The sequence below is a fragment of the Neobacillus niacini genome (genome assembly GCF_030817695.1).
Lineage (GTDB): Bacteria > Bacillota > Bacilli > Bacillales > Cytobacillaceae > Neobacillus > Neobacillus niacini_F.
Map to the genome: position 1 here is coordinate 3,234,436 of NZ_JAUSZQ010000002.1, position 25,064 is coordinate 3,259,499.

The 25,064-nt window shown below is 36.2% G+C and carries 27 protein-coding genes and 1 pseudogene; 9 read left to right on the forward strand and 19 right to left on the reverse strand.

What is annotated here, in order from left to right:
• Window positions 1–126: 126 nt before the first annotated feature.
• Together QFZ28_RS16475 and QFZ28_RS16480 are read right to left on the reverse strand one after the other, a co-directional pair.
• Window positions 127–579, reverse strand: coding sequence for a GNAT family N-acetyltransferase (locus tag QFZ28_RS16475; RefSeq protein ID WP_307197047.1), 453 nt, complete (start codon window positions 577–579; stop codon window positions 127–129).
• 327 nt (window positions 580–906) lie between these two features.
• Window positions 907–1,611, reverse strand: a complete 705-nt coding sequence (locus tag QFZ28_RS16480) for a hypothetical protein (protein ID WP_307195640.1) — start codon at window positions 1,609–1,611, stop codon at window positions 907–909.
• A gap of 605 nt (window positions 1,612–2,216) precedes the next feature.
• Here QFZ28_RS16480 and QFZ28_RS16485 point away from each other — a divergent pair.
• Entirely contained in the window at window positions 2,217–2,513 is a 297-nt protein-coding gene (locus QFZ28_RS16485; protein ID WP_307195641.1) for a hypothetical protein, read from the forward strand.
• Window positions 2,514–3,009: 496 nt separating this feature from the next.
• On the opposite strand, the gene QFZ28_RS16490 is transcribed toward QFZ28_RS16485, so the two are convergent.
• Window positions 3,010–3,390: a DMT family transporter gene (locus QFZ28_RS16490; RefSeq protein ID WP_307195642.1), complete on the reverse strand. Its 381-nt coding sequence runs from the start codon at window positions 3,388–3,390 to the stop codon at window positions 3,010–3,012.
• A gap of 202 nt (window positions 3,391–3,592) precedes the next feature.
• On the opposite strand from QFZ28_RS16490, the gene QFZ28_RS16495 reads away from it, so the two are divergent.
• Window positions 3,593–3,808 (forward strand): hypothetical protein, encoded by a 216-nt coding sequence (locus QFZ28_RS16495; RefSeq protein WP_307195643.1) that lies wholly within the window; start codon window positions 3,593–3,595, stop codon window positions 3,806–3,808.
• Between the two features lie 86 nt (window positions 3,809–3,894).
• Here the strand turns inward: QFZ28_RS16495 and QFZ28_RS29825 are convergent, their stop codons facing one another.
• On the reverse strand, window positions 3,895–4,026 hold the full coding sequence (locus tag QFZ28_RS29825) for a helix-turn-helix domain-containing protein (protein ID WP_373428082.1): 132 nt from the start codon (window positions 4,024–4,026) through the stop codon (window positions 3,895–3,897).
• Between the two features lie 40 nt (window positions 4,027–4,066).
• Here QFZ28_RS29825 and QFZ28_RS16500 point away from each other — a divergent pair, with 40 nt between their 5' ends.
• Together QFZ28_RS16500 and QFZ28_RS16505 are read left to right on the forward strand one after the other, a co-directional pair.
• Entirely contained in the window at window positions 4,067–4,213 is a 147-nt protein-coding gene (locus QFZ28_RS16500) for an SDR family oxidoreductase (RefSeq protein WP_307197048.1), read from the forward strand.
• A gap of 1,448 nt (window positions 4,214–5,661) precedes the next feature.
• Window positions 5,662–6,534: a LysM peptidoglycan-binding domain-containing protein gene (locus QFZ28_RS16505; protein ID WP_307195644.1), complete on the forward strand. Its 873-nt coding sequence runs from the start codon at window positions 5,662–5,664 to the stop codon at window positions 6,532–6,534.
• A gap of 129 nt (window positions 6,535–6,663) precedes the next feature.
• Here the strand turns inward: QFZ28_RS16505 and QFZ28_RS16510 are convergent, their stop codons facing one another.
• The 8 genes from QFZ28_RS16510 to QFZ28_RS16545 form a co-directional block, all read right to left on the reverse strand.
• Window positions 6,664–7,617 carry a metal ABC transporter substrate-binding protein gene (locus QFZ28_RS16510; RefSeq protein WP_307195645.1) on the reverse strand — a complete coding sequence of 318 codons (954 nt, stop codon included), beginning with the start codon at window positions 7,615–7,617 and terminating at the stop codon, window positions 6,664–6,666.
• Between the two features lie 19 nt (window positions 7,618–7,636).
• Window positions 7,637–8,494 carry a metal ABC transporter permease gene (locus tag QFZ28_RS16515; protein WP_307195646.1) on the reverse strand — a complete coding sequence of 286 codons (858 nt, stop codon included), beginning with the start codon at window positions 8,492–8,494 and terminating at the stop codon, window positions 7,637–7,639.
• Window positions 8,495–9,238, reverse strand: coding sequence for a metal ABC transporter ATP-binding protein (locus QFZ28_RS16520; protein WP_307195647.1), 744 nt, complete (start codon window positions 9,236–9,238; stop codon window positions 8,495–8,497).
• 495 nt (window positions 9,239–9,733) lie between these two features.
• On the reverse strand, window positions 9,734–11,260 hold the full coding sequence (locus QFZ28_RS16525) for an AbgT family transporter (RefSeq protein ID WP_307195648.1): 1,527 nt from the start codon (window positions 11,258–11,260) through the stop codon (window positions 9,734–9,736).
• Between the two features lie 21 nt (window positions 11,261–11,281).
• Complete coding sequence (locus QFZ28_RS16530) at window positions 11,282–12,463, reverse strand: amidohydrolase (protein WP_307195649.1); 1,182 nt, start codon at window positions 12,461–12,463, stop codon at window positions 11,282–11,284.
• A gap of 119 nt (window positions 12,464–12,582) precedes the next feature.
• Window positions 12,583–13,878 (reverse strand): hypothetical protein, encoded by a 1,296-nt coding sequence (locus QFZ28_RS16535; RefSeq protein ID WP_307195650.1) that lies wholly within the window; start codon window positions 13,876–13,878, stop codon window positions 12,583–12,585.
• Between the two features lie 448 nt (window positions 13,879–14,326).
• Window positions 14,327–14,716, reverse strand: coding sequence for a cupredoxin domain-containing protein (locus QFZ28_RS16540; RefSeq protein ID WP_307195651.1), 390 nt, complete (start codon window positions 14,714–14,716; stop codon window positions 14,327–14,329).
• Between the two features lie 248 nt (window positions 14,717–14,964).
• A complete protein-coding gene (locus QFZ28_RS16545) occupies window positions 14,965–15,747 on the reverse strand; it encodes an alpha/beta fold hydrolase (RefSeq protein WP_307195652.1) in 783 nt (260 codons plus the stop codon).
• Between the two features lie 210 nt (window positions 15,748–15,957).
• Here QFZ28_RS16545 and QFZ28_RS29965 point away from each other — a divergent pair.
• The 3 genes and pseudogenes from QFZ28_RS29965 to QFZ28_RS16560 all read left to right on the forward strand — a co-directional run.
• A pseudogene (locus QFZ28_RS29965) lies at window positions 15,958–16,248 on the forward strand (IS110 family transposase); the annotation flags it as partial.
• Window positions 16,249–16,579: 331 nt separating this feature from the next.
• Entirely contained in the window at window positions 16,580–16,735 is a 156-nt protein-coding gene (locus QFZ28_RS16555) for a hypothetical protein (RefSeq protein WP_307195654.1), read from the forward strand.
• Window positions 16,736–17,133: 398 nt separating this feature from the next.
• Window positions 17,134–17,526 carry a CBO0543 family protein gene (locus QFZ28_RS16560; RefSeq protein WP_307195655.1) on the forward strand — a complete coding sequence of 131 codons (393 nt, stop codon included), beginning with the start codon at window positions 17,134–17,136 and terminating at the stop codon, window positions 17,524–17,526.
• Window positions 17,527–17,960: 434 nt separating this feature from the next.
• Here the strand turns inward: QFZ28_RS16560 and QFZ28_RS16565 are convergent, their stop codons facing one another.
• The 5 genes from QFZ28_RS16565 to QFZ28_RS16585 all read right to left on the reverse strand — a co-directional run bounded on the left by QFZ28_RS16565 (window position 17,961) and on the right by QFZ28_RS16585 (window position 21,602).
• Window positions 17,961–18,356 carry a glycosyl hydrolase family 18 protein gene (locus QFZ28_RS16565; RefSeq protein ID WP_307197049.1) on the reverse strand — a complete coding sequence of 132 codons (396 nt, stop codon included), beginning with the start codon at window positions 18,354–18,356 and terminating at the stop codon, window positions 17,961–17,963.
• Window positions 18,357–18,682: 326 nt separating this feature from the next.
• Window positions 18,683–20,128, reverse strand: coding sequence for an IS200/IS605 family accessory protein TnpB-related protein (locus QFZ28_RS16570; protein ID WP_307195656.1), 1,446 nt, complete (start codon window positions 20,126–20,128; stop codon window positions 18,683–18,685).
• A gap of 302 nt (window positions 20,129–20,430) precedes the next feature.
• A complete protein-coding gene (locus QFZ28_RS16575) occupies window positions 20,431–20,742 on the reverse strand; it encodes a glycosyl hydrolase family 18 protein (RefSeq protein ID WP_307195657.1) in 312 nt (103 codons plus the stop codon).
• Window positions 20,702–20,962 (reverse strand): glycosyl hydrolase family 18 protein, encoded by a 261-nt coding sequence (locus QFZ28_RS16580; protein WP_307195658.1) that lies wholly within the window; start codon window positions 20,960–20,962, stop codon window positions 20,702–20,704. Before QFZ28_RS16580 ends, QFZ28_RS16575 begins: the two co-directional genes overlap by 41 nt.
• A gap of 16 nt (window positions 20,963–20,978) precedes the next feature.
• Window positions 20,979–21,602 carry an Ig-like domain-containing protein gene (locus tag QFZ28_RS16585; protein WP_307195659.1) on the reverse strand — a complete coding sequence of 208 codons (624 nt, stop codon included), beginning with the start codon at window positions 21,600–21,602 and terminating at the stop codon, window positions 20,979–20,981.
• A gap of 258 nt (window positions 21,603–21,860) precedes the next feature.
• Between QFZ28_RS16585 and QFZ28_RS16590 the strand changes: the two genes are divergently transcribed.
• Window positions 21,861–22,385: a hypothetical protein gene (locus tag QFZ28_RS16590; RefSeq protein ID WP_307195660.1), complete on the forward strand. Its 525-nt coding sequence runs from the start codon at window positions 21,861–21,863 to the stop codon at window positions 22,383–22,385.
• Window positions 22,386–22,429: 44 nt separating this feature from the next.
• Window positions 22,430–22,696, forward strand: a complete 267-nt coding sequence (locus QFZ28_RS16595) for a hypothetical protein (protein WP_307195661.1) — start codon at window positions 22,430–22,432, stop codon at window positions 22,694–22,696.
• Between the two features lie 144 nt (window positions 22,697–22,840).
• Here QFZ28_RS16595 and QFZ28_RS16600 read toward each other — a convergent pair whose 3' ends face one another.
• Window positions 22,841–23,308 (reverse strand): DUF3291 domain-containing protein, encoded by a 468-nt coding sequence (locus tag QFZ28_RS16600; protein ID WP_307195662.1) that lies wholly within the window; start codon window positions 23,306–23,308, stop codon window positions 22,841–22,843.
• A 761-nt stretch (window positions 23,309–24,069) separates the two neighbouring features.
• Window positions 24,070–25,020, reverse strand: a complete 951-nt coding sequence (locus QFZ28_RS16605; RefSeq protein WP_307195663.1) for a phosphotransferase family protein — start codon at window positions 25,018–25,020, stop codon at window positions 24,070–24,072.
• Window positions 25,021–25,064: the final 44 nt, after the last annotated feature.

Below are 25,064 nucleotides of genomic sequence, written 5' to 3' on the forward strand. Positions count from 1 at the left end.
AAACATTTTTGTTTTTGGTCGTTTGGATATTATTGAAGTAATCTGCTTCGTTAGTGCAATAAAAAAAATAGCCGCCAAGAATGGCAGCTGGATTTTGAACTCTTGCATCCGTTAGAAGAATTTTTATTATTGATATGGATTTTTAAGTACCTTTTGCATAAAAAGTTCTGGATTAACAATCTGTTCAAAACCGTATTGGTTATATAATGAATGTGCATCATTAGTAGCTAACATACATCGACGAACTCCCTGTAATTCGGAATGGTTTGTGATAATACCCATTAACCATTTTGATAACCCTAATTTCCGATAATCTGACAATATAAACACATCACATAGATAGGCATAAGTTGCTAAATCAGAAATTACCCTTGCAAAACCAACTTGTTCAATAACGTCTTTACCTACTACACCTTTATAAACTCCATAACATAACGGAGAATTTTCAATTGCCTTTTTTACTATTTGCTGGGGTATCCCCTTTGACCAGTAGGCTTCTTGACTCAAGAAGTTATGTATTAATGTTAAATCTAAATACTCTTTATTTGTAGAAATTGAAAATCCTTTATTAATCCACATATCCAAATTAAGTCCCCCTGTTTTTTTGAATGTTCTGTAATAAATTAAACTAATGATTTAAATTTTGTTCAACAAAACTGCTTCGTTAGTGGAACAAGAAAAAGGGCTGCCTCAGCAACCCAATCTTTAACTATTGCACCCGTTAGCTATAATGAACGAAAAAGCTCCCATCGTTTAACGTAGGTTGACTTGGTTATAATAATGTTACTACACAAAAATAAAACCATGTGTAGAGCGACACACGACCAGGAGCCGTATATAGGAATGTACAAAAATTTGTTGATTTAGAAGTAGAAGCTAGAAAAAGAATTATGTACCATTTAATCCTTAATCATTGGTCTGAAGATACATTTGTGTTGCTTCAAAGATCTCCTGCTCAGTGGAATTTATTTTTTGCAGATAATACATATATTGTTGCTCACGTGTAAACCACATGTAATATTGATCATAATCTAAGAAAAACATGTACTCCCAATGATTTTCATTAAATAAATAGCCTTTTACTTTTTCAATTTTAGAATTTTCCTTCCGGTACTGAATCCGCTTGTTACCATCTACACAAATAAAAGGTTTATTATTTCCATACATTATTGTTAAAAAAGGAAGTCTTTGATCCTTAAATTTATCTCTTACAATTGGGGTCGTTGGATCAACGTCAATATCCTCTATAGGTATTTCCTCAATAGGGATTGTAACATTTTTATGGTGTTGAACATATTTCATTTTTTCAACATCAAAAGTGAGATAAATGGAACCGCCGGCAGTGCTGAACTCGTACGTGAAAATTTCATAACTAAATCCTACAGGGACACCAGGTCTTTTCATTCTTTCAATAGCAGGATTTGAACCGGGATACTTATTTATAAATTCAATAATTTGTTGGTCTTGATAACGAAAAATATCAATCCAAAATCGCTTCCAGTTTGAAAAAAATGATAATCTGCCAAATGTTTTTTCAAGATAGTTAAAATAAGCATCATAATTAAAATCTACAAATTTCATTGGCGTTTTAGATGTAAAGTATGCCGGCATTGTTATTTCTCTCCTTTAAAAAATTTTAAATTTCTCTCAAAGTTCATTTTCCCTATTGTAAGAAGACCAAACAATATTGTAAAAGTAGTGAGCTTATAGATTGGATTAATAAAATCATTTTCTTATTCAACTCTTCTGCCCCGTTAGTACAATAAGCATAGCTTCACAAATATGAATAAATATTAGTGTTTATACAGTTTTACCTTGATTAATGATTCATAATGATTAATAAACATACTACCAAAACATACATCAATTAATTGCCAGAAACAAATTAGCCTGTTACAACATTAAAAATCTTTATTTACCAACAAATAAATGGGAGTTTATTCATATGCGAATCAACCTCCCAATTTTAGTATTATTTAAGTTTTTGCACCTTTGCACCTTTGAACCGAACCCGTTACATAAATGGCAGTATCTTTTTTGAATGTAAGAAGAGCAAATACGAAAATAGTGTAAAAAAATTCCAACAACACCTGCAAATGAAGACTTATTCAGAGTGACAATAGTGAGTAAAACTACTTCAACTGGGTAGTATATATTTAGGATTGTGTATGTTCATATTTAGCATATTCCCTATAATTAAACGAGGAAGTGATTAGATGGATCACGGTAACGAACGCAATAACTTTGGTGAAAATGCAGAAGAAAGGGTCAACAACCAAGCTGGGAGTAATGCTAATCAAGGTACCGGTGACTTTGGTGAAACTGTTGGAACTGTTACTGATGCCGTTGCGGGTGCTATGATAGGTGCTCAATTTGGACTAATTGGTACTGTTATTGGCGGTGTATCAGGCGGTGTTATTGGTAACCAGATAGTGGAGACAGCTGAAGTAGATAATTATACAGATTCCAATAAACGTGATGTGAACAATAATAATAACCCTATAAATAAGTAGCTATTTTTCATAAGGATTCCAATCAATTTAACAAGGAAATGAAAATTCTCCGTTAACCTCAGATTAACGGATGAAATGTCTTGAGAAAGAACTCAATAATGGGTTCTTTTTCTTTTGATATTATATACACCAAGAACATTAAAAAAATAAAAATGCTTGGCCCCTAGTGAAAGAGAACCAAGCATTTAATAATTCTTACGCGGCGATAGCTGATTTTTGTCTTTTCCCTTTTCGTGCCCACGCAATAACAATCGCTATGTCCTTTTAATCCTTTTATGTATTTTTCATTATTTATAATCTTTTGTAACACCATGTAAATTTAATTTTTCCTCGCTAGCAATTGGATGCCTCTTTTCTTGCTTCAAAACCATGATATGTCAACAATATTGATTATCCAATAATAGGCGTTTTCCACTATTCGGACAGCCCATTATTTACCTCAGCTTTTATTATACAGAAAGACTGAAACAAATAATAAAACAATTGCGGTCATTTTTTAAACATCAATTGGAATTTGATGACCATTAAAAAGACCAAAATGATCTATAACAGCACCTAATACAATTTGCCCGGTAATGATCGCCATAAATGTCCCAACGACACCTAATTTTGGAATAACTAGAATGGTGGTGATGACATATATCGCCCCCAAAAATGCCCCGTTTAATTGCCATTTTGGAACAGTGATAGCAGCTAACAGATCACCTTTTCCAAAAAATAAAACAATTAAAAATAAAGCGATTGAACCAATTGAAAATGAGATAAATGATGCTTCAATTACGCCAACCTTTTTACCTAATTCACCATTAATTTGTCCTTGAATGGCTAGAGCTGCACCAGCAATTACGGCTATTAATGGAAGTAAAAGTTTTTCCACAAACTTAATTCCCCCTAAATTTCTAATAATTGTTTTTCACTTGGCACAGCTTTATAAATCTACTAATCTATAAATTATCTTTGTGTAACAATATTCTATACTTTTCCAAATATAAACAGCAATCTCGATACAGTCAACTACTCAATTTATTAACTTGACTCTTCCTTTTTTAGAATTGCACCTAAAAAAGGGCTTACAGGTATTGTCAGACGATTTTCATTTTTTTAAACCGCCAACTTTAGGTCTTTCAGCACATCCAGCAGTGGTGTTTTCGACAATGCTTGTTCATAAGAGTATACAACAAGCTGACCAAAATGGCCTTTTAGTATACTTAGAACGACATCGTCAATGGTTAGAGGGAGTTCCTATTGCCACTCTTGATGTTGGTACTCTAGCTAGTTATAGGTTAAGAACTTAATGCAACAAAAACGTTTCCCTTTTTGCATTGTGTATCGTCTACGATGAAAAGACAATTGCACGGGTATTGTCAGTTTATCCTATATTTTATACGAGTTCCCGATACTTACTAGGTGTAAGAATTGTTATCCTTTTAAAAACACTAATGAAATATTTCACATCGTTAAAACCAACAGTTTGACTAATTTCTTGAACTGTTAAATTAGAATTAAGAAGCATTTGTTGAGTTGTAAAATTAACACCCTACTCCTGTTTAAACATCGACGCAGTTAAACAAGCCACTCCTTTAGGACGTATTGCAGAACCTGAAGAAGTTTCATATTTAATCTTATATTTAATTTCAGATGAATCAACATTCTCGACTGGATCGGAATTTGTTGTAGACGGTGGATTTACAGCTCAATAATTTTAAAAATTTGGTGTAGGTTATGTTTTCTATCATAAGCAAAAGGGACGCGATTGTGGAACAACAAAGATCGTAAATAATCAAACTTTTTATTAAAATTATGCCACACATAGAAGGAATCCGTTTTAAATCTTTTCAAAACGGATTCCATTTATTTAACACAGCCTGTATGTTTACATGGGTTTTTTGATTAAATTTTTTACTTTTAAAATTGTTTTTCTTTTTCATTTTTTCTTTCGTCCCTTAAATAAAATTTCATATAGGATTGCTTATTCCTTTATCATCACTTGCACATATAGACAGTGTAACCGTCCCTCCAATTGTCTGAACATCACTTACAATGAGAGAAACCTGAATGCTGCCCAATTGTGGGGGTTGATTAATTGTCGGTGTGGAAGTGGTAAATTATTGTATTACTAGCTGCAGAAACATTTCCACTTGTATCACGTGCTTTAATGAAGAAGCTGTAGGAAGTATTAGGACTTAAATTTCCCACTAAATTAGACGTTGAGGAAGTATTTCCGAGATAGACCATGGTTCTTGTAAACTTTAGGGATTTGACCTTCTTACCAAAATATTCTAAGTTTACCTATTACTAACTTAGTAATACGGCGAAAAAAGGCAACGAATTTACCGCTGCCTCTAAATGACTCATACCACTAATATGAAAGATAATGCTTCATTCTATTTTTCAATATATAAAGCCTTTTTCCTTTTTCTATAGAAATAAATAAAAGCAATCGAAATAGAAACAATACCTAACCAAATAATCCCAAGTTTAAGATTTCGCTCTTTCCTGCCTTGTTTAAAATGTTTCCGGTATAGTTCTTCTCCACCGTTATCGTTTATCTCATTTTCTATTCCAGATAATTTGCCACAAGAAATCAGAGAAAGTGCACAAAAAAACTATGACCTTCGTTTCGAAAAGGAGATGCAGCCTCTTCCGGCATTTTATCCCATTTTTTCTTTTGACCCTTTAGAAAGGCATTTTCAAATAACTCTTGAACTTCCTTTGTTATTGTATATTTTTTTGGTATCACTTTCTCATCGGTACTTAGGCCTAAGTGATATCCTTCTACTTTTGCTTCATTTTGGACTATTTGTAATTTTCTTCGGTTATAATCACCGTTACTTAAGATTTCCTAAATGCTTCTTTCAGTAATTCATTGGTCCATTCTTCTGGCACATTCGGATAATCATGCAGAGCGTGCAGAACTACCTCTTGGATTAAAATATCATCCTAATCATGTGCGGCTTAATTTTTTCTAAAAATGTCATTATGTATCCTCTCATTCCATTTATCAGTACAATTATTGTACGTTATTGGCAAGACAAAGTAAAAAACGAGTAGAATTTGCCCTTTTTTTGTTTTTTAACAATAATTGGGCTTATTTATTAGAATCGAAACAGAATTTACCTCGTCAAAATAAATGAGGTGATTAGAAAACATGAAAAAATTTAAACGTTTCATGCAAGTTGTTCTCTGTACAGTGTTGTTGGGGTCGGTATTTTATTTCGGTAATGGCAAGGCATTTGCCGAGGATCAATATATAACAATAAAGAAAGGTGATACATTATATAGCATCTCTAAGAAATACAATATTTCTATTGAAGATTTAAAGGAATACAATCAATTAAAAAGCAACAAGATTATTGCTGGTCAAACGTTAATCATTCCAGACTTTGAACAAACCAAACCAATCTATGTTGCCGTCGCGGGTTCTTTTAGCAAGAAAAGTAATGCAGATAAGCGGATGGCTCTTTTGAAAAAGAATGGGATTGAAGCACTCGTCGTTAAAAAAGTTATAAATGGTAAAACGTATTATCGCGTTCAGACTGGTGCCTTTTCAAGTAAATCCAAAGCGGAGAAAATGATCAAGAAGTTAAAGAATAACGGGATAAAAGATGCTTTCTTTTTAACGGAGAAACCTCTTCATATTAATGGAGTCACAGTAGGGTCTTCTTACAATCAGCTTGTTCAAAAATTCGGGCAACCAACGAAAACAGAGGATGATAAGAATACAAGGTCTCTTTATTATAAAAATGAAGGTGCCGGAGTTCGTGTAACCATCAATCCAGCCAATGATTCCATTGAACAGTTGCAAGTGTACCCAGAATTTTTGAAAACAACTTCCATCCCAACTGAGAAAAACAAAATCCTCAATGCTTATGGAAACCCAAATGAAGTTAAAATCGTAAGCTGCTATGAAAGTGCCAGTTGTGAACAAATCATTTATCGATTTAATAAAAACAAATTAATCGTTCAGATTGATCGAGATGGAAAGACGGTTCAGTATTTAGATTTACAAAAAACGAAATAATATAATAATAAGAATTGCGTCGTTCATCCCCCTCCCTGAATCTGGATACTTCAACGTAATACAATCAAATCTAAAAAAAGCCGATTTTCAACGGCTTTTTTTAGATTTGATTTGTTAATTCATTTATCCCTAATTTCCCATTAAGTTTTCAAATATAACAGAGATATTCCATTCCATCATTCCAATATAAGAATCTCCATCTTCACCTGGTTTTCCAAGAGAGTCTGTAAATAATGTCCCACCAATTGGAACACCAGTTTCTGTTGAAACCATTTCCATACTGCGAGGGTCGATACTCGTTTCTACAAATAATACTGGAATTTTTTGTTCATTGATTAAATCAACAATTTGCTTTACTTGTTGGGGTGTTCCTTGATTTTCTGCATTGATTTCCCAAATGTATCCTGCCTGAAATTCGTATGCATCACTAAAATATTTAAAAGCTCCCTCGCTTGTAACTAAAAAACGCTTTTCCTTAGGAATTTTATTAAAGCTTTCTAACGCTTCTTGATGAAGTTTTTCTAATTTCAAAATATATTCTTTAGCGTTTTTTTCGTAAATATTTGCATTCGCTGAATCTATTTCAATCAGTGCATCTCTTGCATTTTCTGCATACTTAATACCGTTTCGGATATCAAGCCATGCATGTGGATCCTCTTCACCTTCATTTCCTTCTGATGTTAAAAATTTAGGATCTACTCCTTCACTAAGTCTAAATACAGGCGCATCCTCACCAGTCTTTCCCGCAGTTTGGATAAGTTTCTCAAACCAAGAGTTACCCGCTTCAAGATTTAAACCATTATAAAAAACGACATCTGCATCTGTTGTTTTTTGAATGTCTAATGGAAGTGGGTCATATTCATGCGGATTAGATCCTACTTTAGCTAAACTATGAATCTCTATTTGATCGCCACCAATATTTTTTACGATATCATAAAGAATTGAGTAAGTCGTAACCACCTTTAACTTATCATCTTTATGTTCTTTTCCTGCTTCACTACCGGTTTCCTTACTTACACTACATCCTGCAAGAATTACAATTGCCAAAAGGCTTGTTATTATTAATTTTAAAATATATTTCATTGCTATTCCTCCTAAGTTTTTATGAAAGGGCTTGTTTTTTCCTTCTTGCTTTTAAGAAACGCCATAAGATACCTTGTTTTGGTGAAAAACCAAAGGCTAATAGGAAGAGGGCAGTTGAAACTAAGACAATGGTTGCTCCTGAGGCTAAGTTATAAGTGAAGCTAAAGTATAAACCCACAACCGATGCAATCACTCCTAAACCAGCTGAAAGGTAAATCATTACCCATAATCGATTGGTTAATAAGTAGGCTGTTGCAGCTGGTGTGATTAGCATAGCCACTACCAGTATGATTCCCACCGTTTGTAGAGAAGCAACAGTTACCATTGTCAGTAGCGTCATTAAAAAATAATGGATGATTTTAATTGGTAGTCCGTACGCTTCTGCCATGGTTGGATCAAAAGAAGTTACAAGCAGTTCTTTGTAGAACAAATAAATAGAAATTAACACAAATATTCCTATTCCCAGTGTAGTCCACATATCTGATGGTCGGACTGCTAATACATTCCCAAACAAGATGTGATAAAGGTCAGTACTACTTTTCATAAGGGTGATCAGAATAATCCCTAATGCAAAAGCAGCCGTAAACATAATTCCAATGGAAATATCATTTTTAATACGACTATTTTGGCTAACAAAACCGATTGACATTGCGGTCAAAACACCTGAAATAACGGCTCCAGCAAAGAAATTAATTCCAAGCATGTAAGCAATTGCCACCCCTGGAAGAACAGCATGAGAAATCGCGTCACCCATTAGTGCCATTCCTCTTAAAATGATAAAACAGCCCACTACTCCACAAATAATTCCAACCATTATAGAGGTTAAAAGAGCTTTTTGTAAAAATCCGTATTGAAACAAAGCCTCAATAAAAGACATTTATACCTTCACCCCCAATTTATCAAGAAACGAAAACTCTCCAGAATACGCTTTAGCCAAAACTTCCGCATTTAAAACCTGATTTATATCTCCAAAACCAATAAGTTCTTTATTTAACAGAACAAGTTGGTCGAAATAATCACTGACTTTACTTAGATCATGATGAACAACAAGAATCGTTTTGCCACTATTCTTTAATTCTTTCAATATAGTAATAATGGTTTCTTCACTTGATACATCTATACCAACAAAAGGCTCATCCAGAAAGAGCATTTCAGATTCTTGAGCAAGTGCCCTTGCTAAAAAAACTCGTTGTTGCTGTCCCCCTGAAAGTTCTCCAATTTGACGCTTACTAAATTCTGCAATACCAACCCTTTGTAAACATTGTAGCGCCCATTCTTTTTCTGACTTTTTTGGTCTTTTGAATAAACCTAGTTTTGGATACGTTCCGAGTAAGACAGTGTCTAAAACAGTGATTGGAAAATCCCAGTCAATATTGCTCCTTTGCGGGACATAGGCAACGGATTTTCTTAGCTCATTAAAACTTTTTCCGTATATTTGAACTTCGCCGTTATCTTTCGGGATAAGGTTTAACAATGCCTTTAATAACGTTGATTTCCCAGCTCCATTCGGACCAATAATCCCAACTAATTTACCTTGTTCTATTGAAAAACTAACATTTTTCAACGCTTCATTACCATGGTAGGACACAAACAAACTTTTCACTGAAAGCGCTGGATTCATTAATAATCATCTCCTTCATATCTAATGTTTTCTTTGTATAAAAATGTTGACTTAGTGCAACTTTTAATTAAAAAAATAAAGTGGAAATTTACCACATCTCACTTTAACTATATATATGGCATAATCCATAAAAGTTTCCCTTAGTAAACATTTTAATCTACAGTAAAAACCATGTCAATTAAAAAGACTTTTCTTTTGTATTCTCATCGAAGAATTCAAAGATGAAGTAGATGTAACAAAAGAAAATCAACGAATAAACGAAGATATCATTCTACAATTTATTGTCACCTCTTACGTAGGGATAGTGGAATGGTTGTTGAAGAATGGATGCATTATTCACCCCGTGTCAGTTTTACAGATACCTCTTGCATTGGTTGCACATTTTATATCAAAATTAACTAAAAAAATCCCCTTATCCTTTTTGGATTTGGGGATTTTCTTTATTACGTTAAAAGTGATAATGAAGGCAGTGTATACGAATGCTTCATTTCAGGCTTATAAATGGATTGGTCCTTCAGGTCCAACTGGGATTCCCAATAGGTACCAGATGACAACAAGAATGATCCAAAAGATTCCAAAGAATAATGTGTATGGGAATAGTGCTGAAATTAATGTTCCTAGACCAATCTTATTATCAAATTTTTTGGCGAATGATAATAACAATACGAGGTATGGAAGCATTGGTGTAATAGGATTTGTAATCGAATCACCAACTCGATAGATGGCTTGTGTAAACGCAGGATGATAATCCAAATACATAAACATCGGCACGAATATCGGCGCTAGGATAGCCCATTTTGCTGAAGCACTGCCTATTAATAAATTGACAGAAGCGACAAAAATAATAAACAGGACAATTAATGGAACACCCGTAAATCCTATATTGTTAAGGAAATTAGCTCCTTTTATCGCAATGATTGGTCCTAAGTTACTAGACGCGAAGAAAGCAAGCAATTGAGCTGCAGCGAACACCAACACAATGTATGGACCCATTGTACTCATAGCCTTACCGACCATATCTCCGAAATCTTTCGAAGTTTTAATCGACTTGGAGCCAATTCCATAGAAAAGGCCTGGAATGAAGAAAAAGATTGTTAACAGTGGTACGATTCCAGTAATGAACGGTGAACCATCAATGATTGAACCTGTTTCTGGGTTGCGTAGAATGCCGTTTTCGGGAATAATCAATGCTAATATTACGATTAAGAACACGAGTGCAGAAATCCCTGCCCATTTTAAACCACGGTTTTCTTCAGGTGTGATTGATTCCATCTTCTCTATATCACCTGTATAAGTACCGAAGCGTGGGATCGTAAACTTATGCGTCACCCATAATGAAACAAATAATAACACAATGGTTGAAACTGCGATAAAGTAATAGTTCATAGCAGGGTTAGCTGTATATTCAGGATTTACTGTTTGGGCCGCAGGTTCTGTGAAGCCCGCTACAAGCGTATCTGACATTCCAATAATAAGGTTAGCTGCAAATGCCCCTAAGGTGGAAGCGTAAGCGACTACTAAACCAACTAGCGGATGATAACCAAAAGCCATTAATACCGATGCTGCAAGGGGCGGTAAGACAACAGGGCCGGCGTCACCTGCAGCATTCCCGACTATAGCAATTAATATAATAGTTGGTATGATGACTTTCTTAGGTGTTGTCATAACCGCGCGCTTCATTAATGTTGCAAAGAAGCCGCTTTGTTCAGCAAGCCCAATCCCAATCATCATGACAAGTACCATGCCAAGCGGTGGGAACGCACTGAAATTGGTGACCATTTTTGTTAGGATTTCCACTAATCCTTCACTGTCTAGAAGATTATTAACAACCACCTTTTCTCCTGTAACAGGGTGAATCGCTGATACATGAAATAATGACGCTATAAAAGATGTCAGTAACGTAATTCCGCAAAGTATAAAAAACAATACGATGGGATCAGGCAATTTATTACCCGCGTACTCAATGGAATCTAGCATTCTGTCAAAAAATGATCTTTTCTTTTTCTCTGTATGTTGTTTCATTTTACCCCTCCTCGTAGTTGACTAATCTTTTGTTAGTGTTAAGGCAGTAAGAACGTGAAATTTTAATCCATCCTTTAACGCATTTTCATCAATATCAAATTTTGGATGATGATGTGGATAAGTGATGCCTTTTTCTTTATTTCCAGCCCCAATCATGACATAACAACCTGGCTTTTCGTCACTGAAAGCAGAAAAATCTTCTCCTCCAAGCATAGGGTCCACCCAATCAAGATGATGTTCAGTAAAATGTTCCTCAATCATATTTGCTATCTCTTCAGTTACTTCGATGTCATTAACGACAGAATTATAGCCATATGTGTAATTAACTGTAGCAACAGCACCATTTGATTTAGCAATTCCTTCGGCGATGTCAGTTATTCGGTTTTTGATTAGTTCACGTGTCGACTGAGAAAAGACTCTTACTGAACCACCAATTTCAACACAATCCGGGATGACATTAAGCGCTTGTCCCCCAGCCTGAAATTTCGTAACCGAAACGACCGCTGCATCAAGAGGAGCGACAGAGCGAGAAACAATATGATTGAGTCCAGTCACAATTTGTGCACCTGTTGCAAGAGGATCGATTGTTAATTCAGGTGTTGAGGAATGACCACCTTTCCCCTGAACAGTGATTTCAAATATATCACTATTTGATGTGATCGCCCCTTTCCTTATACCAATCGACCCATATGGAATGGTCGTCATTAAATGAATGCCTACCACCTGGTCCACACCTTCAAGAACTCCTGCAGCAACCATTTCTATCGCTCCTCCAGGAGGCAATTCTTCTGCATGTTGAAAGATAAAAACAATCTCACCACTCAATGATTCTTTCTGTTCAATTAATAGTTTTGCCGCACCGAGCAGCATGGAAGTATGGCCATCATGCCCGCATGCATGCATAACTCCATCATTTTCTGACGCAAATGGCAATTCAGTCGCTTCCTTTATTGGCAGAGCATCCATATCGGCACGGATGGCAATGACCTTCCCTGGTTTAGCTCCCTTTAACCTTGCTACCACGCTGGTTTTTGTCGGTCTTGATAATTCTAAACTACCAAAACTCTCAAGTACATCATAGACATATTGGGCTGTATTATACTCTTGAAAAGATAATTCTGGATGTTGATGCAAGTATCGTCGCCATTCGATAACGTCTTGAAAAACTTCTTCTATGCGTTGCAATACAGTTACATTTTCCATCTATATCCACTCCTATTTAACGAATAATTAACGTCATTGCGTTAATGCTTTATTATACTATAATAAATTTATAGAAAATTTTCAATACAATAAAAAAAATAGCTATCAATTAGCTATTTTTAAGAATGAAAACGATATAGTTTCATAGGTCTCCCTTTATCACTACTTTTGGTTTCGCCCACTTCCTTGACCAGCCCAGCCTTCCTAAGACCAAGGAGAATCCGCTGGGAATTGCGGAAGCTCATGCCAAGCTCTATGGCAATATCTCGTGAAGTGAATGTATCCCAATGTTTTTGTTCAACATAACTTCTAATTTTATTGTATAGCTGAACGCTAAGTTGAAACTCACTGAGCTTATGGACTATTTCGGGCTCATCACTTTTACTTATATAAGACAAGATTTCTTGATTACTTCTGTATTCTTCCACTATACCCTGTTCATCAACAATCACAATCATGTTATGGTTTGCAGCCCTGGAACGCTGAACTGCCTTTCTGGCATTATATTCAGCCTTAAGAACCGAATCACCAAACCCTACTCCCGCAGCAATAGGCTGTTTCCATTGATCATGCATTTTTTGAATGGTTTCCTGAAGGATATTGATATGATTTGTTACATCTCCCCTGGAACTAAATATCATGTAATCGCCTTTGCCTGCTTTTTGAAAAGAACCATTCAGTTGGCGGCTAACACGAAGAAGAGCTTCTTCCATTTTCAAATCTGCATATTGGATATCATAGAGTAATTCTTCCTTCACCTGCTCTAAATCTGGTTTCTCGGCTTCAATAAAACAAATAGCAACCTGTGTATTTTGATAATATTGTGCTTTTGCTTTTTCAGAAAGGGATATTAAGGTTTGTTTGGTTCCAAGTCTTGTGGTTGTTATCCATGAGACCGGTATTTCCTTCTGCTCCAGCCGTTCCTTCACGTTCGGATAACATGTAAGTACACCGTCAATTTCTCCTTTTTCCCAAAGCTCGTGATGAAACCTATAGATGTCCTGTTCATTCACATCAGCCGGGAATTGTTTAATCAGCAGGTTTTTGATAGGTGCGTCTAGCTGTCTCACCTCTGCAGTACTGATCGCATCGGGAAGGTCAATGCTTATCTGTTTAAAACCCGCTTTCTTTTGTAAAAGGAGACTGATTAGCGAATTATATAATCCAGTCTCCCAAGATAATATGCCATGAAGGCTATCGTCTTCTCCGATTACACTCTTTGCAATCGCATAAGGAATGGGCCCAGAAAAAAGCCAGGCATCCACACCTTTTCTATGCTGTAACACAATCTCTTTCGTTTCAATGGCCTGTTTATAAGGAAATGGAAGAAACATGATATTTTTCTCAAACTCTTTGGCAACGTCTAAAATACGCTCAATCGAAAGTGCTGGTCCTACCACTCCTACCTTATACAATAATATCACCTTCCTCTGATAAAATAGGGTTTGTTAAAAATCATAGCACAAAAAAAGCCTTTAGCCCAAAAACTCGCAGACTTTTCTAGTAATGGTTTAAAATTTATCCGGACCCAAGCGAATATCCCTATTCGTACCTGTTATGCTAATTTAATAGATTTCAACTTTAAGTCACATGCGGTTTAGTAAGAAGATAATGGGAGAGTTGGTGACCACGTAATGGACATTTAAAAAAGACATATTGAAAGCAGGGATCTTCCTCGATCCCTGCTAATTTGTTTCGTTTTTTTATTGAATGTTTTATTTTAAATCATTACTTCAATAATAACACTCTATTGGGATCCTGGCTTAGCTCCCACATCTCCAGTCGAATACCGGACTCAGGTCTTAGAAGCTGCTTAAACTTTTTGTCTAACTTTATTGGGTCAGATCAGAATGGCCCTGCTTTTTAATTGACTATTACCTTTCCAACCATTCCTTCCTTGAAATGGTAACTACATATCAGCTCATATGTACCAGTCTTTTCCGGTTTCACGGTAATGGTTTTTTCTTTTCCCGGCTGGACTTCTTCGTCAATTCTAAGCTCTTTCACTGTAAAGGTGTGTTCTCTCTTACCAACGTTTTTCAATATCAACGTTGTCGTTCTTCCATTGGGAATAGTGATGACTTTTGGATTAAAGTAATCATCGTTCAACTCGACCTCAATCGCTTTCACCGTCTCCAAAGGCTGTGTTGCAACACGGGATTCGGCAAATACGCCTAGTGAGCCTGAAGTTGTCACAACCACAATCATTGCAAGTAAAAACACCAATCCTGTTAACCACTTTTTCACAGACATTCTTAATCCCTCCTTTCCTAATCCCTATTTTTTACCACTTCATTAAATATTATCAATGTAAATTGGGTTCCAGTGTGCATTCAAATAGTAACTCCTTTATCTGAAAGAGTTACAAGAGAAAAGGACCGACTCTAAAACGATCTTCTGAATCCATTCTTATTCAATTAACCTCCCTCTATATAGAAAGAAAAAGCCGCCAAAAGGCAGCTAGGTCTCCAAAACTTGCTTCCGTTAATTGAAGAAAACTATCAACCAATAAATTGCCTTAACAGCTGGTTAAACTTGTCACGTTCTTCCCAAAAAGAACCATGTCCGCTGTAACGAAACGGAACAAGCTGTGAATTACTTATTTTTTGGTTTAGTTCCTGAGCCTGTGTAAATGGAATAACTTTGTCGTGAATACCGTGAACTATTAAGGTAGGGACAAGTATTTTTTGCAAATCTGTATAAAGCTTCTCATCTCTTAGTGTAATTATGATTGCTGCCGTTGACCAACCTGCTGCTTGTAACCCTAATTGAAAAAACCATTCAGAGAATGTACTTGTGATATATTGAAAGAAAAAGTTGTCTGTCACTTCTCGCATCATCTTAGGACGGTCATTTAACGCTTGAATAAGGAATCTATTCGCAGTTTCAGTAGAAAACCCTATTGGAGCTGCAGCGTCTACTAGGACGAGGTTGGATACTCCGTAACCATTATGTCGGGACATATACCGAATTGAGATTGCTCCACCTGTAGAGTGACCTACAAGAGTGAAATTGTCTAATTGAAGTACATCAACTATTGTACGTATATCATCCGCCAATCGGTCAAAATTGTATCCACTTATTGGCTTATCCGAATTTCCAAATCCTCTCCAGTCAATTCCGATACAGCGGTAACCCATAAAGTGAAGAACATTAAATTGATACTCAAACTGTTTATGGCTTAACGGCCAACCATGTAAAAACACTACCGTCTTATTGCCCACGGGATTTATATCCTCTACAAATAAATTCACGCCTGATTCTACCGTAACATAGTATCCCACACCGATTCCCCCTAAAAATGGCTCTACCTATATGATATTCATTTAGGCAAAAATAGGTGAATGCCTATTACTTATTCAGCGTGCCGAGTCATCGGTGATAATTGACGGTTCTTATTGAACTATAAGTGGCAGTATAGTTGAATAAAAATTTTTCTAGGTTCCCAATGAATAAAACGGGCAATAATTCCTCTAAAAACAATAAATATTGGAGGCGTAAGGGATGCTAGAAGAGTCCTTTATCAAATAGCTTTAATCGTCTTAGCAAATGGACAAAAGCATCCCACCGTTTTTAAAGTTTACTATGACCGCAAGGTTAACGAAGGAATGAACAAGAAAAAAGCAATCGGGCATCTTTGCGGTAAAATAGCTGCTCTTATTTACACAGTTCTTAAAAACAAAGTGAAATACGATCCGATAGTCCACGCTAAGGCTTGTGGTATTGAAATAGATAATCTTTATATTAAAAATGGTGAAAGCGAACCCAAGTTATTAAATGAATAAAAGCTTAATCAAAATGGATTTTTATTCAACACTCCTAAGTATAATAAAAAGACCGAAATCACCTATTATTTTGTAAATTTTAGGTGATTTTAGTTTTTAAAACCATTTATTAATTTTAATAAAGCACTACACTACGTTTAAGTGTAATTTTTCACAAATTTTTTAGCCCCCTCCAATCTGTTATGCGTTGTATGCGAAGAAAATAGATCCAGTCCAGATAATTTAATTCTTTGTAATGATTGTAGTGAAAACTTAAAACAACGATGACAAGCATTGTTGCATAAATATGAAAAAATAGAAAATCAACTTTTAATTGAAGGAGGTTTTTATGATGGGTATTTTAGCGAAAATCATCTGTAAATTAAAAGATCACGTTTATGAAGAAACAAATCAGAGACCCGATGGATGGGGATATATTGCAACTTGGTTTATATGTAACCGATGTGGTCATGAAAAAGTAGTTACTATCCGAGAGGATGAAGTTTAATTTATGTCATCAAGTAACGGTGTCTACTACGGAAAAAGGGCAGGTTGGTTAGTTTAATCTGTCCTTCTGCCCTTTCATCCCTTCTTCAATTCTGCGCCGTTACTTGAATAAGGAAAAAGCCTTGCTGCTTTACAGCGTTAGCATATTAAGACAAAAGTAACCAAATGGCAGCAGTATCTTAGACTCTTCCACCCATTAATTAAAAAGCTCATTAATTTCACATTTGAATCGAAAGATGACGTAATAATAAATTTATGAATTTGGTTTAAACTACTAAAAACTGAAACAGGAGCACAAAATATGACTAACCGATTTGAAAAAAGGTTTTAAGGATATTATTTGTTTTTGGAATCGTCACATTTATAAATTTAGTTAGAAAGCCACCATTAAAAGATTGGTTGATTATTTTTTTATTAAAAAGCTACATTGCTTCAATATTTGATAATGTTCTAGTGAAAAAAGGCTACCTTAAATATCCAGTTAATTTATTTAAAACTTTTGACATTAGTGTTTTATTTAGTTACTTACTATTCCCTGTAAGCTGTATTTACTTTAATCAATTAACCAGAAAATCAAGTAACTTAGGAATTATTATTAAGGCGTTATTATTTAGTGCCCCATCTGCATTAGCAGAGGATTGGATTGAAAAAAACACAAAGTTAATTAGCTATAAAAAATCATGGACATCAATCCATAGTTTTTTTTCAATCGCCTCAACCTTTATTATGGTCAGGTATCTTATGGGGTTAATTAGGAAATTATCAATGAAACAAACTGAAAACACCCAATAGTTCACATCCGAAGCGTTATAAACGCTTCTTATTTATGTCATCTTTGGTGTCTAATGCGACATAATCACTTTAGATTCTTACAGAACTTACCTGTCCGTTAGTGGACCAAGAAAAAGGGAGGGGAAAATAAATACGGAGAAGCTAAAAAGCATAGAGGCCCCTATTTGAAGGGTTCCGTACACAACATGGATTGCCATTAATACAGTAACCATAATAAATAAAACGAAATCCTTACTCACTCCGTCGCCCCTCTTGTCTTCTCACATTCCCTTTTTTATTCATGACTCGTACGAAATACCTTGTTAGGGAAATTATAAAATCAATCAAATTACTGTATATTCCCTTACCAAAATTTAGGGTTACGATCATAAACAAAGAAAATCCCAGCCTTTTCTTAAAGATGGGATCCCGACTTGTTAAGGGTGAAACGTTCTTTAATTCAAGTCATTATAAATCTTCGACACTAACACTCTATTAGGATCTTGGCTTAGCTCCCACATCATCGCACCACCCAGGCTGTTTGCCTTGATAAAGGATGTTTTATATCCGATTGATTCTGTGTCATCATAACTGATAAATTGAGATCCATTAAACAGCCAAGGTACTTTGGAATCCGGTTCCCAGTATCGAATGAATCCATTTTTGTTAACATAGTTCGCTTCTAGATTCGCATAACTGATGGCAGATCCACCGCCCGCGAAGGACTGGTATAACCCGTTATTACTATTTGTTACCTGGTTATAGGCCCTGCCGTAGAAGGGAATTCCCATGATGAGTTTATTTGCAGGTACGGTTCCTAAATATAGACATTGGTGGATATTACTATCTATATGTTCTTATGGATACTATCTATCCATTTAGCACGCAAAACGAACAGAGCTTTTTGCGAATCACGTTAGGGAATCACGCCCTAATTCTAGAATGGAAACATCCGTCTTAAAAAGTCTTTCGACTCTTACAAACTTCAACGCTTCCGTCGCAATGCCATGTCTTCCATCCATTCGATAAAATCCACGTCACAGGATACCATTAGATACTCTAGACTGGCTGTTAGCCACGCTCTTTCTTACTTAAATAATCATAAATTGGAGTACGTGGTCCTATTCTTCCTTGCAGGTAAATAGGAAGCGTTGCTCCAATTTCTCTAAGGATTTTGTTAAATATCTGCCTTTAATAGTTCAATTTTATCTTTAAAGGTATATTGTTTCGTCAAATGTCTGGTGATCGTGCGCCAATTGCTAAAATTAGATTTTTTCTTATCAAATTTCTTTGGAAAAGATAGCACAGTATCATATTTTGGTTTTTCCGTTTTAAAATAATAGCCTCTTCTCGCAATCATACAGGCAGCCGAACTATGGGAACTTAGTCCATATCTCGCCATAAATTTCATCTGCCCAATTTGGCTCGTATAAGCAGGGTTCACCTTTCGAATTCTGACTCCCTCTTTTTTTCCTTTGGCTTCGATTAATTGATTAAATGAAGAATAGGTAAAACCCGAAAGCATTCGTGCATATTTAGGTCCCAGTTCACGTAATTTGGTTTTCTTCTTGGAAAAATCTAATTTTTCGATGACAACGTCTTTTTGTACCAAAACGGCATAACCAATAATCTGTTTAATCGCATCACTCAACGAAGCTTTTACCTGTTCTGTTCGCCGATTGTACATAGGAACATTTATGCGCCAACTTTTTATCGGGTTACCGAATCGATCTATTTCACAGATGGATAAAAAACCAGCATTGAGGTCGACTCCTATCAATCCATTTAGGTTTGATGTTCCTATTTTTGGAATATCTCTCTCCACTGTTGCGTTCACATACCAACCTTTTTTCTGTTTTAAGAAACGAAATGTGATGGCGGTGTAATATTTTTGAGGTTTACCGGTTCGGGTAACCCCCATATAAGAAACTTTCGCCTGATCAATCATTTCCTGCCCGTAGGGGAACTCCACCTCCGGAAAGGAGATATATTTTCCAAATTCCGAAATAAACTGATCCGCAACACGTAGACGTAACGTGTTATGCAAATCGTAGGTAGCTGTTTGATTCCCAAATGTTTCATCCTTTGAACCGATGACTAAAAACCGGGAGCTTCTTGCGGCAATCCAGTCCTCTTTCCATTGTCTATGGTCGGTATATTTATTTTCTTCTAAGTGAAATTGTTTATGGAATAGCTTCTTCGAACCGAAACAGAGACGAATCTTTTTAATTACTTCATCTGACTTCAGCTTTTCTAATTTTTGCTGTAAATTTCTAAGTTTTCGGTTTTTCTGATGAAGATAAAATTTGAGATTTTGATAGGTTTTAATTTTTTGGAGAAAAATAGTACTCGCTTGGGGAATTCGTAGGAGTTTTTGGTGTAGTTGTTCCTTTTGTGTGGTTTTCTTTCTGATGATTTTCTGTAAATATTCAGTTTTTGTTTCAAGTTCTTGAATTTCTTGTTTTCTTTTTTCTAAGATAGAAGAGACCTTCCCGTCCAATTGTATTCTAATAGAATTAAATTGCCGTGCCGTCAAGCCATTTTGTTTGGAAAAGTTCTTTTTTAATTGGGATGAGGAAACGCCTTGTATATGAGTTAGAACGAATAATTTCCGCTCTAACATTCCAAAAAATTTCCCATATTCAGAAAGATACATATCCGATGTACAATCCGTATTTAGAAAATGATTACTAAGTTTGGTCTGGTAAGTTTGGTCTGGTAAGTTTGTAACATCCCTTCAGATCCCTTCAATTATTAAATACATGAGAACAAAAAAAGAATCAGAATCATACTAAAAAGAGGAATCACCTGATGTAAGATTATCTTTTGTGGTAAACGCTTTACGAATAAATAATGTGGTAAAATAAGTAATAATACAAACATATGTTTCTATATAATAATACCACATAAGTCCCCTATTGTCTATCAATAGACACTTTTTTGGAAACTGCTAGTAACCCCTTTATTGAGATAAAGGTTGACTGTATCTTGTACACTCCACTCCCAAGTGAATCCAGACTCGGGATCCCGGTACAAAGGAGCATTCATCCCTGTCATACTCTCCCAGGATCCGTGAATATCATAGGTCATGAGTTGAATGTAATCGACATACTGGTGAATTACGTTTAGTTCTGTGTTTGCAGCATAGGAACTGCCTGCTCCAGCGGCAATGGTTAACAAATACGTTTTCCCATCCTTAGCACTTTGAGCATCCAATGTTTCTCTTATTTTTTTCAAAAGAAGCGTAAAAAATCTGCTTGTCCTCAGGACGGTTGATATTGTCTGCCTCTCCCCCGCCTACTGGATATTCCCAGTCCAAATCAATGCCATCAAATCCATATTTCAAAATGAATTGCAGGCAGCTTTCAGCGAAGATCGCTCTCGACTGCTCTGTCAAGGCTACATCCGAGAACTTTTCTGACCAAGTCCAGCCACCCACAGAAATTAATGTTTTCAAATATGGGTATTGCTGTTTAAGCTTGGTTAATTGATAAAAATTCCCCTTGGTAAGGCTGATCGGCTGTATCTCCTGGAAATGGCTTTTCAACATCGGCCCAAGAGTCGCCTAAGGCAATTTTTCCATCTGAAGAAATGTTGGCAAATGCGTAGTTAATGTGGGTAAGTTTACTTGCATCAATATCTGCTGCCTGAAAGTTTGAATACGTGGACCAGCCCGTATAATATCCGACTTTTTTATAGGCCGTTGGTTCAGGGGTAACTGCATTTTTGACAATGACTGTTTTGGAAACCTGCGTAGTTTGATTAGCAGTATCGTACACAATCACCTTTAATGTTTGACTGCCATCCGGGACCCATGGATCGGTAGCCCAATTCAAACTAAAGGGCGCTGACGTTCGCGTTCCAATTAAATATCCCCCATTATTGCTGTAAAACTCTACCTTGCTTATTCCTTTATCATCAATTGCATTTACAGACAATGTAACCGTCCCGCCTATAGTCTGACCATCACTCGCAATCGGAGAAACCTGAATGCTGCTAACTAGCGGTGGCTGGTCGACTGCCGGTGCGGAAGTCGTAACATTTATCGTATTACTAGCTGCAGAAACATTTCCACTTGCATCCCGCGCTTTTGACAAAGAAACTATAAGAAGTATTCGAAGCTAAATTCCCCACCGTATAAGCGGTTGAGGAAGTATTTCCGAGAGTACCGCGGGGACGGTTCTCACGGTCTTTTTTCAAAACTTCTACCAGGAGAACCGTCCCTCAGTCCCTCCCAGAGCTATATACCGCACTCACATTAACAGTTCACAATACTGTAACAACTTCTCACAAATCCCCCTGTCCTTTTGCCCTCCTGATTTATATATAGAGGGTAGAAAGGGTGGTGCATTTTTATGAATTTGAAATCTGGCAGAATTGAAGGGTTTGAAGGATATTCTCAGTTTAAGAGTGTGAAGGAGTTTAATACGCATATAGAGATGTGGTTAGCTGAGAAGAAGCAGGAGTTCTCAAAGGGAGAGCTTGTTGGATTGAAGCGTTTGGTTCGTTTTTCTGCAAAAGTCCCTGGGGTTTGTAATGCAAAGATTGGGACTGTGCTAAAAGCGATTAATGAACATTATCAAGGTAATGGGATCTCTCGCTCTACTTTTAAAAGGATGATCATCAAAGCTAAGGTGTTAGGAATCCTGACCATCTATGAAACGGAACGGAAAAATGGTTCACAATCTAGCAACCTTTATAGCTTTAATCGCTTCCCACAAAGTGAACCACCCAAAGCGAAAAAATTGGACCAGCCTAAAGAAACTAATAATCTTTTAAAGCTAATAATCAAAAGAATAATAAACGTAATGAAGCGCCGATTGAACTCGATCACACTTTTGTTAGTGATAAAGTTCCTCAAAACTTTGTTCAAGCCGTAAAATACTTCTTTTCTGATGCTAAAACAATTGAAGAATACTGGCATATGGTCCAAATCGCTGCTTTTAGATTTGAATTTGATCAACATTCAGAAGACATTCTCAGTATCGCGATTCAGTCCTTTAAGCAGTTAATCCGTAAACTGAAATCTACTAAATCGGTATTAAAACCAATCGCCTTCTTTTATGGAATTGTAAACAACAAATTAAAAGAACTGTTTCTCAATCAATTAACTGAAGTTCGTGAAAGTAAGCTGATACGCTATGTCCTCGAAACAGGTGAAGTCATGTACTTTGATTGGCTGCACAGTTAATCATAATATTTGGGTGTAAACCTTTTGGATTGTGCTTTTCCATTGAAAAATATTGATAAATTACTATCTGGTTTAAAAAAAGACATGGTATAGGCCGAAACCATTCCCACGTCTGCTTTGGTAGATTAATCAAGAGAACACAAACTACATAATTAAATACTTCTCCCCTTTTTCATCAAATGCTTGCTTAAAATCAAAAGCAAAAGAAGTGGGACCATGCTCTAAATAATAGTTATATCTTTTAAAAGCCTCCTGCCAAGAGACATCCTTTACCTTTTCTGTCCACCAGACGACATACGAAAGGTGTTTCTCTTGATAAGGCACCATCCATTTGCTCCTGTCTCTCATTGCTTGCCTGTGCTGACCCGCATAGGTGAAACGATGCAAGCCTTGAAGGCTTTTCCATACGGTTAGTGTAAGTACAGGGAACCCATCCCCTTTGGTGGCTTCTTCGGGGATTGGGACTCCATAAGGTGAAAACTCCTCAACTAGTTGCCCTGTTTTGGAAGCCTGTCGCATTACTTCGTATCCTACTTCAAAAAATTCACGAGAGGCAGGGTGGTCATAGGGGTAATTTAGCCTGCCCACAGTATAAATCGAAACGAAAGCCATATGTATCCCTCCAATTACAGTCTTTACCTAGATATATTCATGTATAGAGGGAGCATATTACTGCTAGTTACCACAAGAAAGATCGCTATATCTATGACTTTCAAAAATAGAAATCTTTCTTTTATTTATTCTCTGATAAAAGTATTCAATTTGCTGTTGGACTATTTTTTCAATTGCCATTTCTTCAACCTCTATTTATAAATGTGTATTTTTAACGCCTTTGAATTTTGAATACAGTTGACATAATATAATTATGTAAAAATGATTAGTAATGCATTCTTCAAGAGGATGAATTTTATTTGTTTGTTTCAATTTTTCTCTGACTTAGACCCATGCTTTATGACACTTCAAATGTCATTGCCCTAAAATCCTCAAATGCTCACACATTCAATGGTCTGCTTATCTACCATTACTCCTCAGATTATTGCGAAATCCAAGATTCATTTTCTCAATTTACTATTCTCCTAGTTCACATCTCCGAACTTTCTTCAATAGAATGGATGGTGCCTGGCACACGAAAAAGCCTCGCAGTTATACGAGGCACTTCAAAAGACAAATAATGATCAGTTCGGATCAAAATCAAATGCAGTAAAATTAGTGGGTTGACTAATCGCGGTATCCCATTCGCTGTGTTCTTCTTTGTCATAATAAATTGGATTTTTTATTCCTAATGCCTTTGCCAACGATTTAATTTTGCCCCTCTCTCAATTTCAAATGATTCGTGGTAATGAGTGAACTCCTGTTTCATCTCACCCCTCTTTTCACAAGATTCTGTTCGTTCTTGATAGATTTGCCATTTCAAATAGATTACCAATCGGAATGTTCAAATTCTTAAATCTTTCGTCGTCCGAGGCTCCTTTTTTCCACCGGTAATAGAGCTGTTGCAGGATAACCGCAAGCTTATAAAAACCAAATGCTACATAGTAGTGGATGTGCGGAATATCCCGACCACTCTCCTTTGCATACATTTCAGCCATTTCTCTTCTCGATAAGAAGCCAGGTTGGTTCGTTACCACCGAAATGCCGATGTTAGGATCACTTATTTCCCCCCAATAGGTTAAAACTGACCCGATATCGCTCATCGGGTCCCCAATGGTTGCCAATTCCCAGTCCAGTACTCCATTTACTATAGTTGGGTCAAACGGGTCTAGAACGATGTTATTAAGTTTAAAATCATTATGAACAATTGTTGTATCAAAGGTTGTTGGCATTTCACTTACTAGCCAAGCTTCTAATTCCACTACTCCTCTCATTTCATACGTTTTTGCCATCCTGTAACGCTTTATCCAGTTGTGAACCTGCCTATCTAAATAACCCTCCGGCTTTCCAATATCCACTAAGCCCGCATTCTTGTAATCGACATGTTGAAGTTCTATCAAACTTGTAATCATACTTTTTGATAGAGCTGGGCCAACCACCTCAGATGGTCCATATGAGTCAGGAAGAACCTCGTTAATCACAATCCCTTTCTTTTTTTCCATGAGGTAAAAATGTCTCCCCATTATCGCTGGGTCGTCACTGTAGAAATACGGTTTTGGCGCAAGGGGATAAACACAATGTAATCGATATAAAATCGTATATTCGCGTTTAATATCATGAGCTTTTGCAGGAATTTCACCAAATGGCGGTCTCCTTAACACAGTTTCCCAATCACCAAAGGATAGTAAATATGTGTGATTGGAATAGCCTTCGGAAAACTTTCTAACTTTCATTTCTTTATTAGGAATATTAGGAATCTGTTCTCATACAAGCGTTT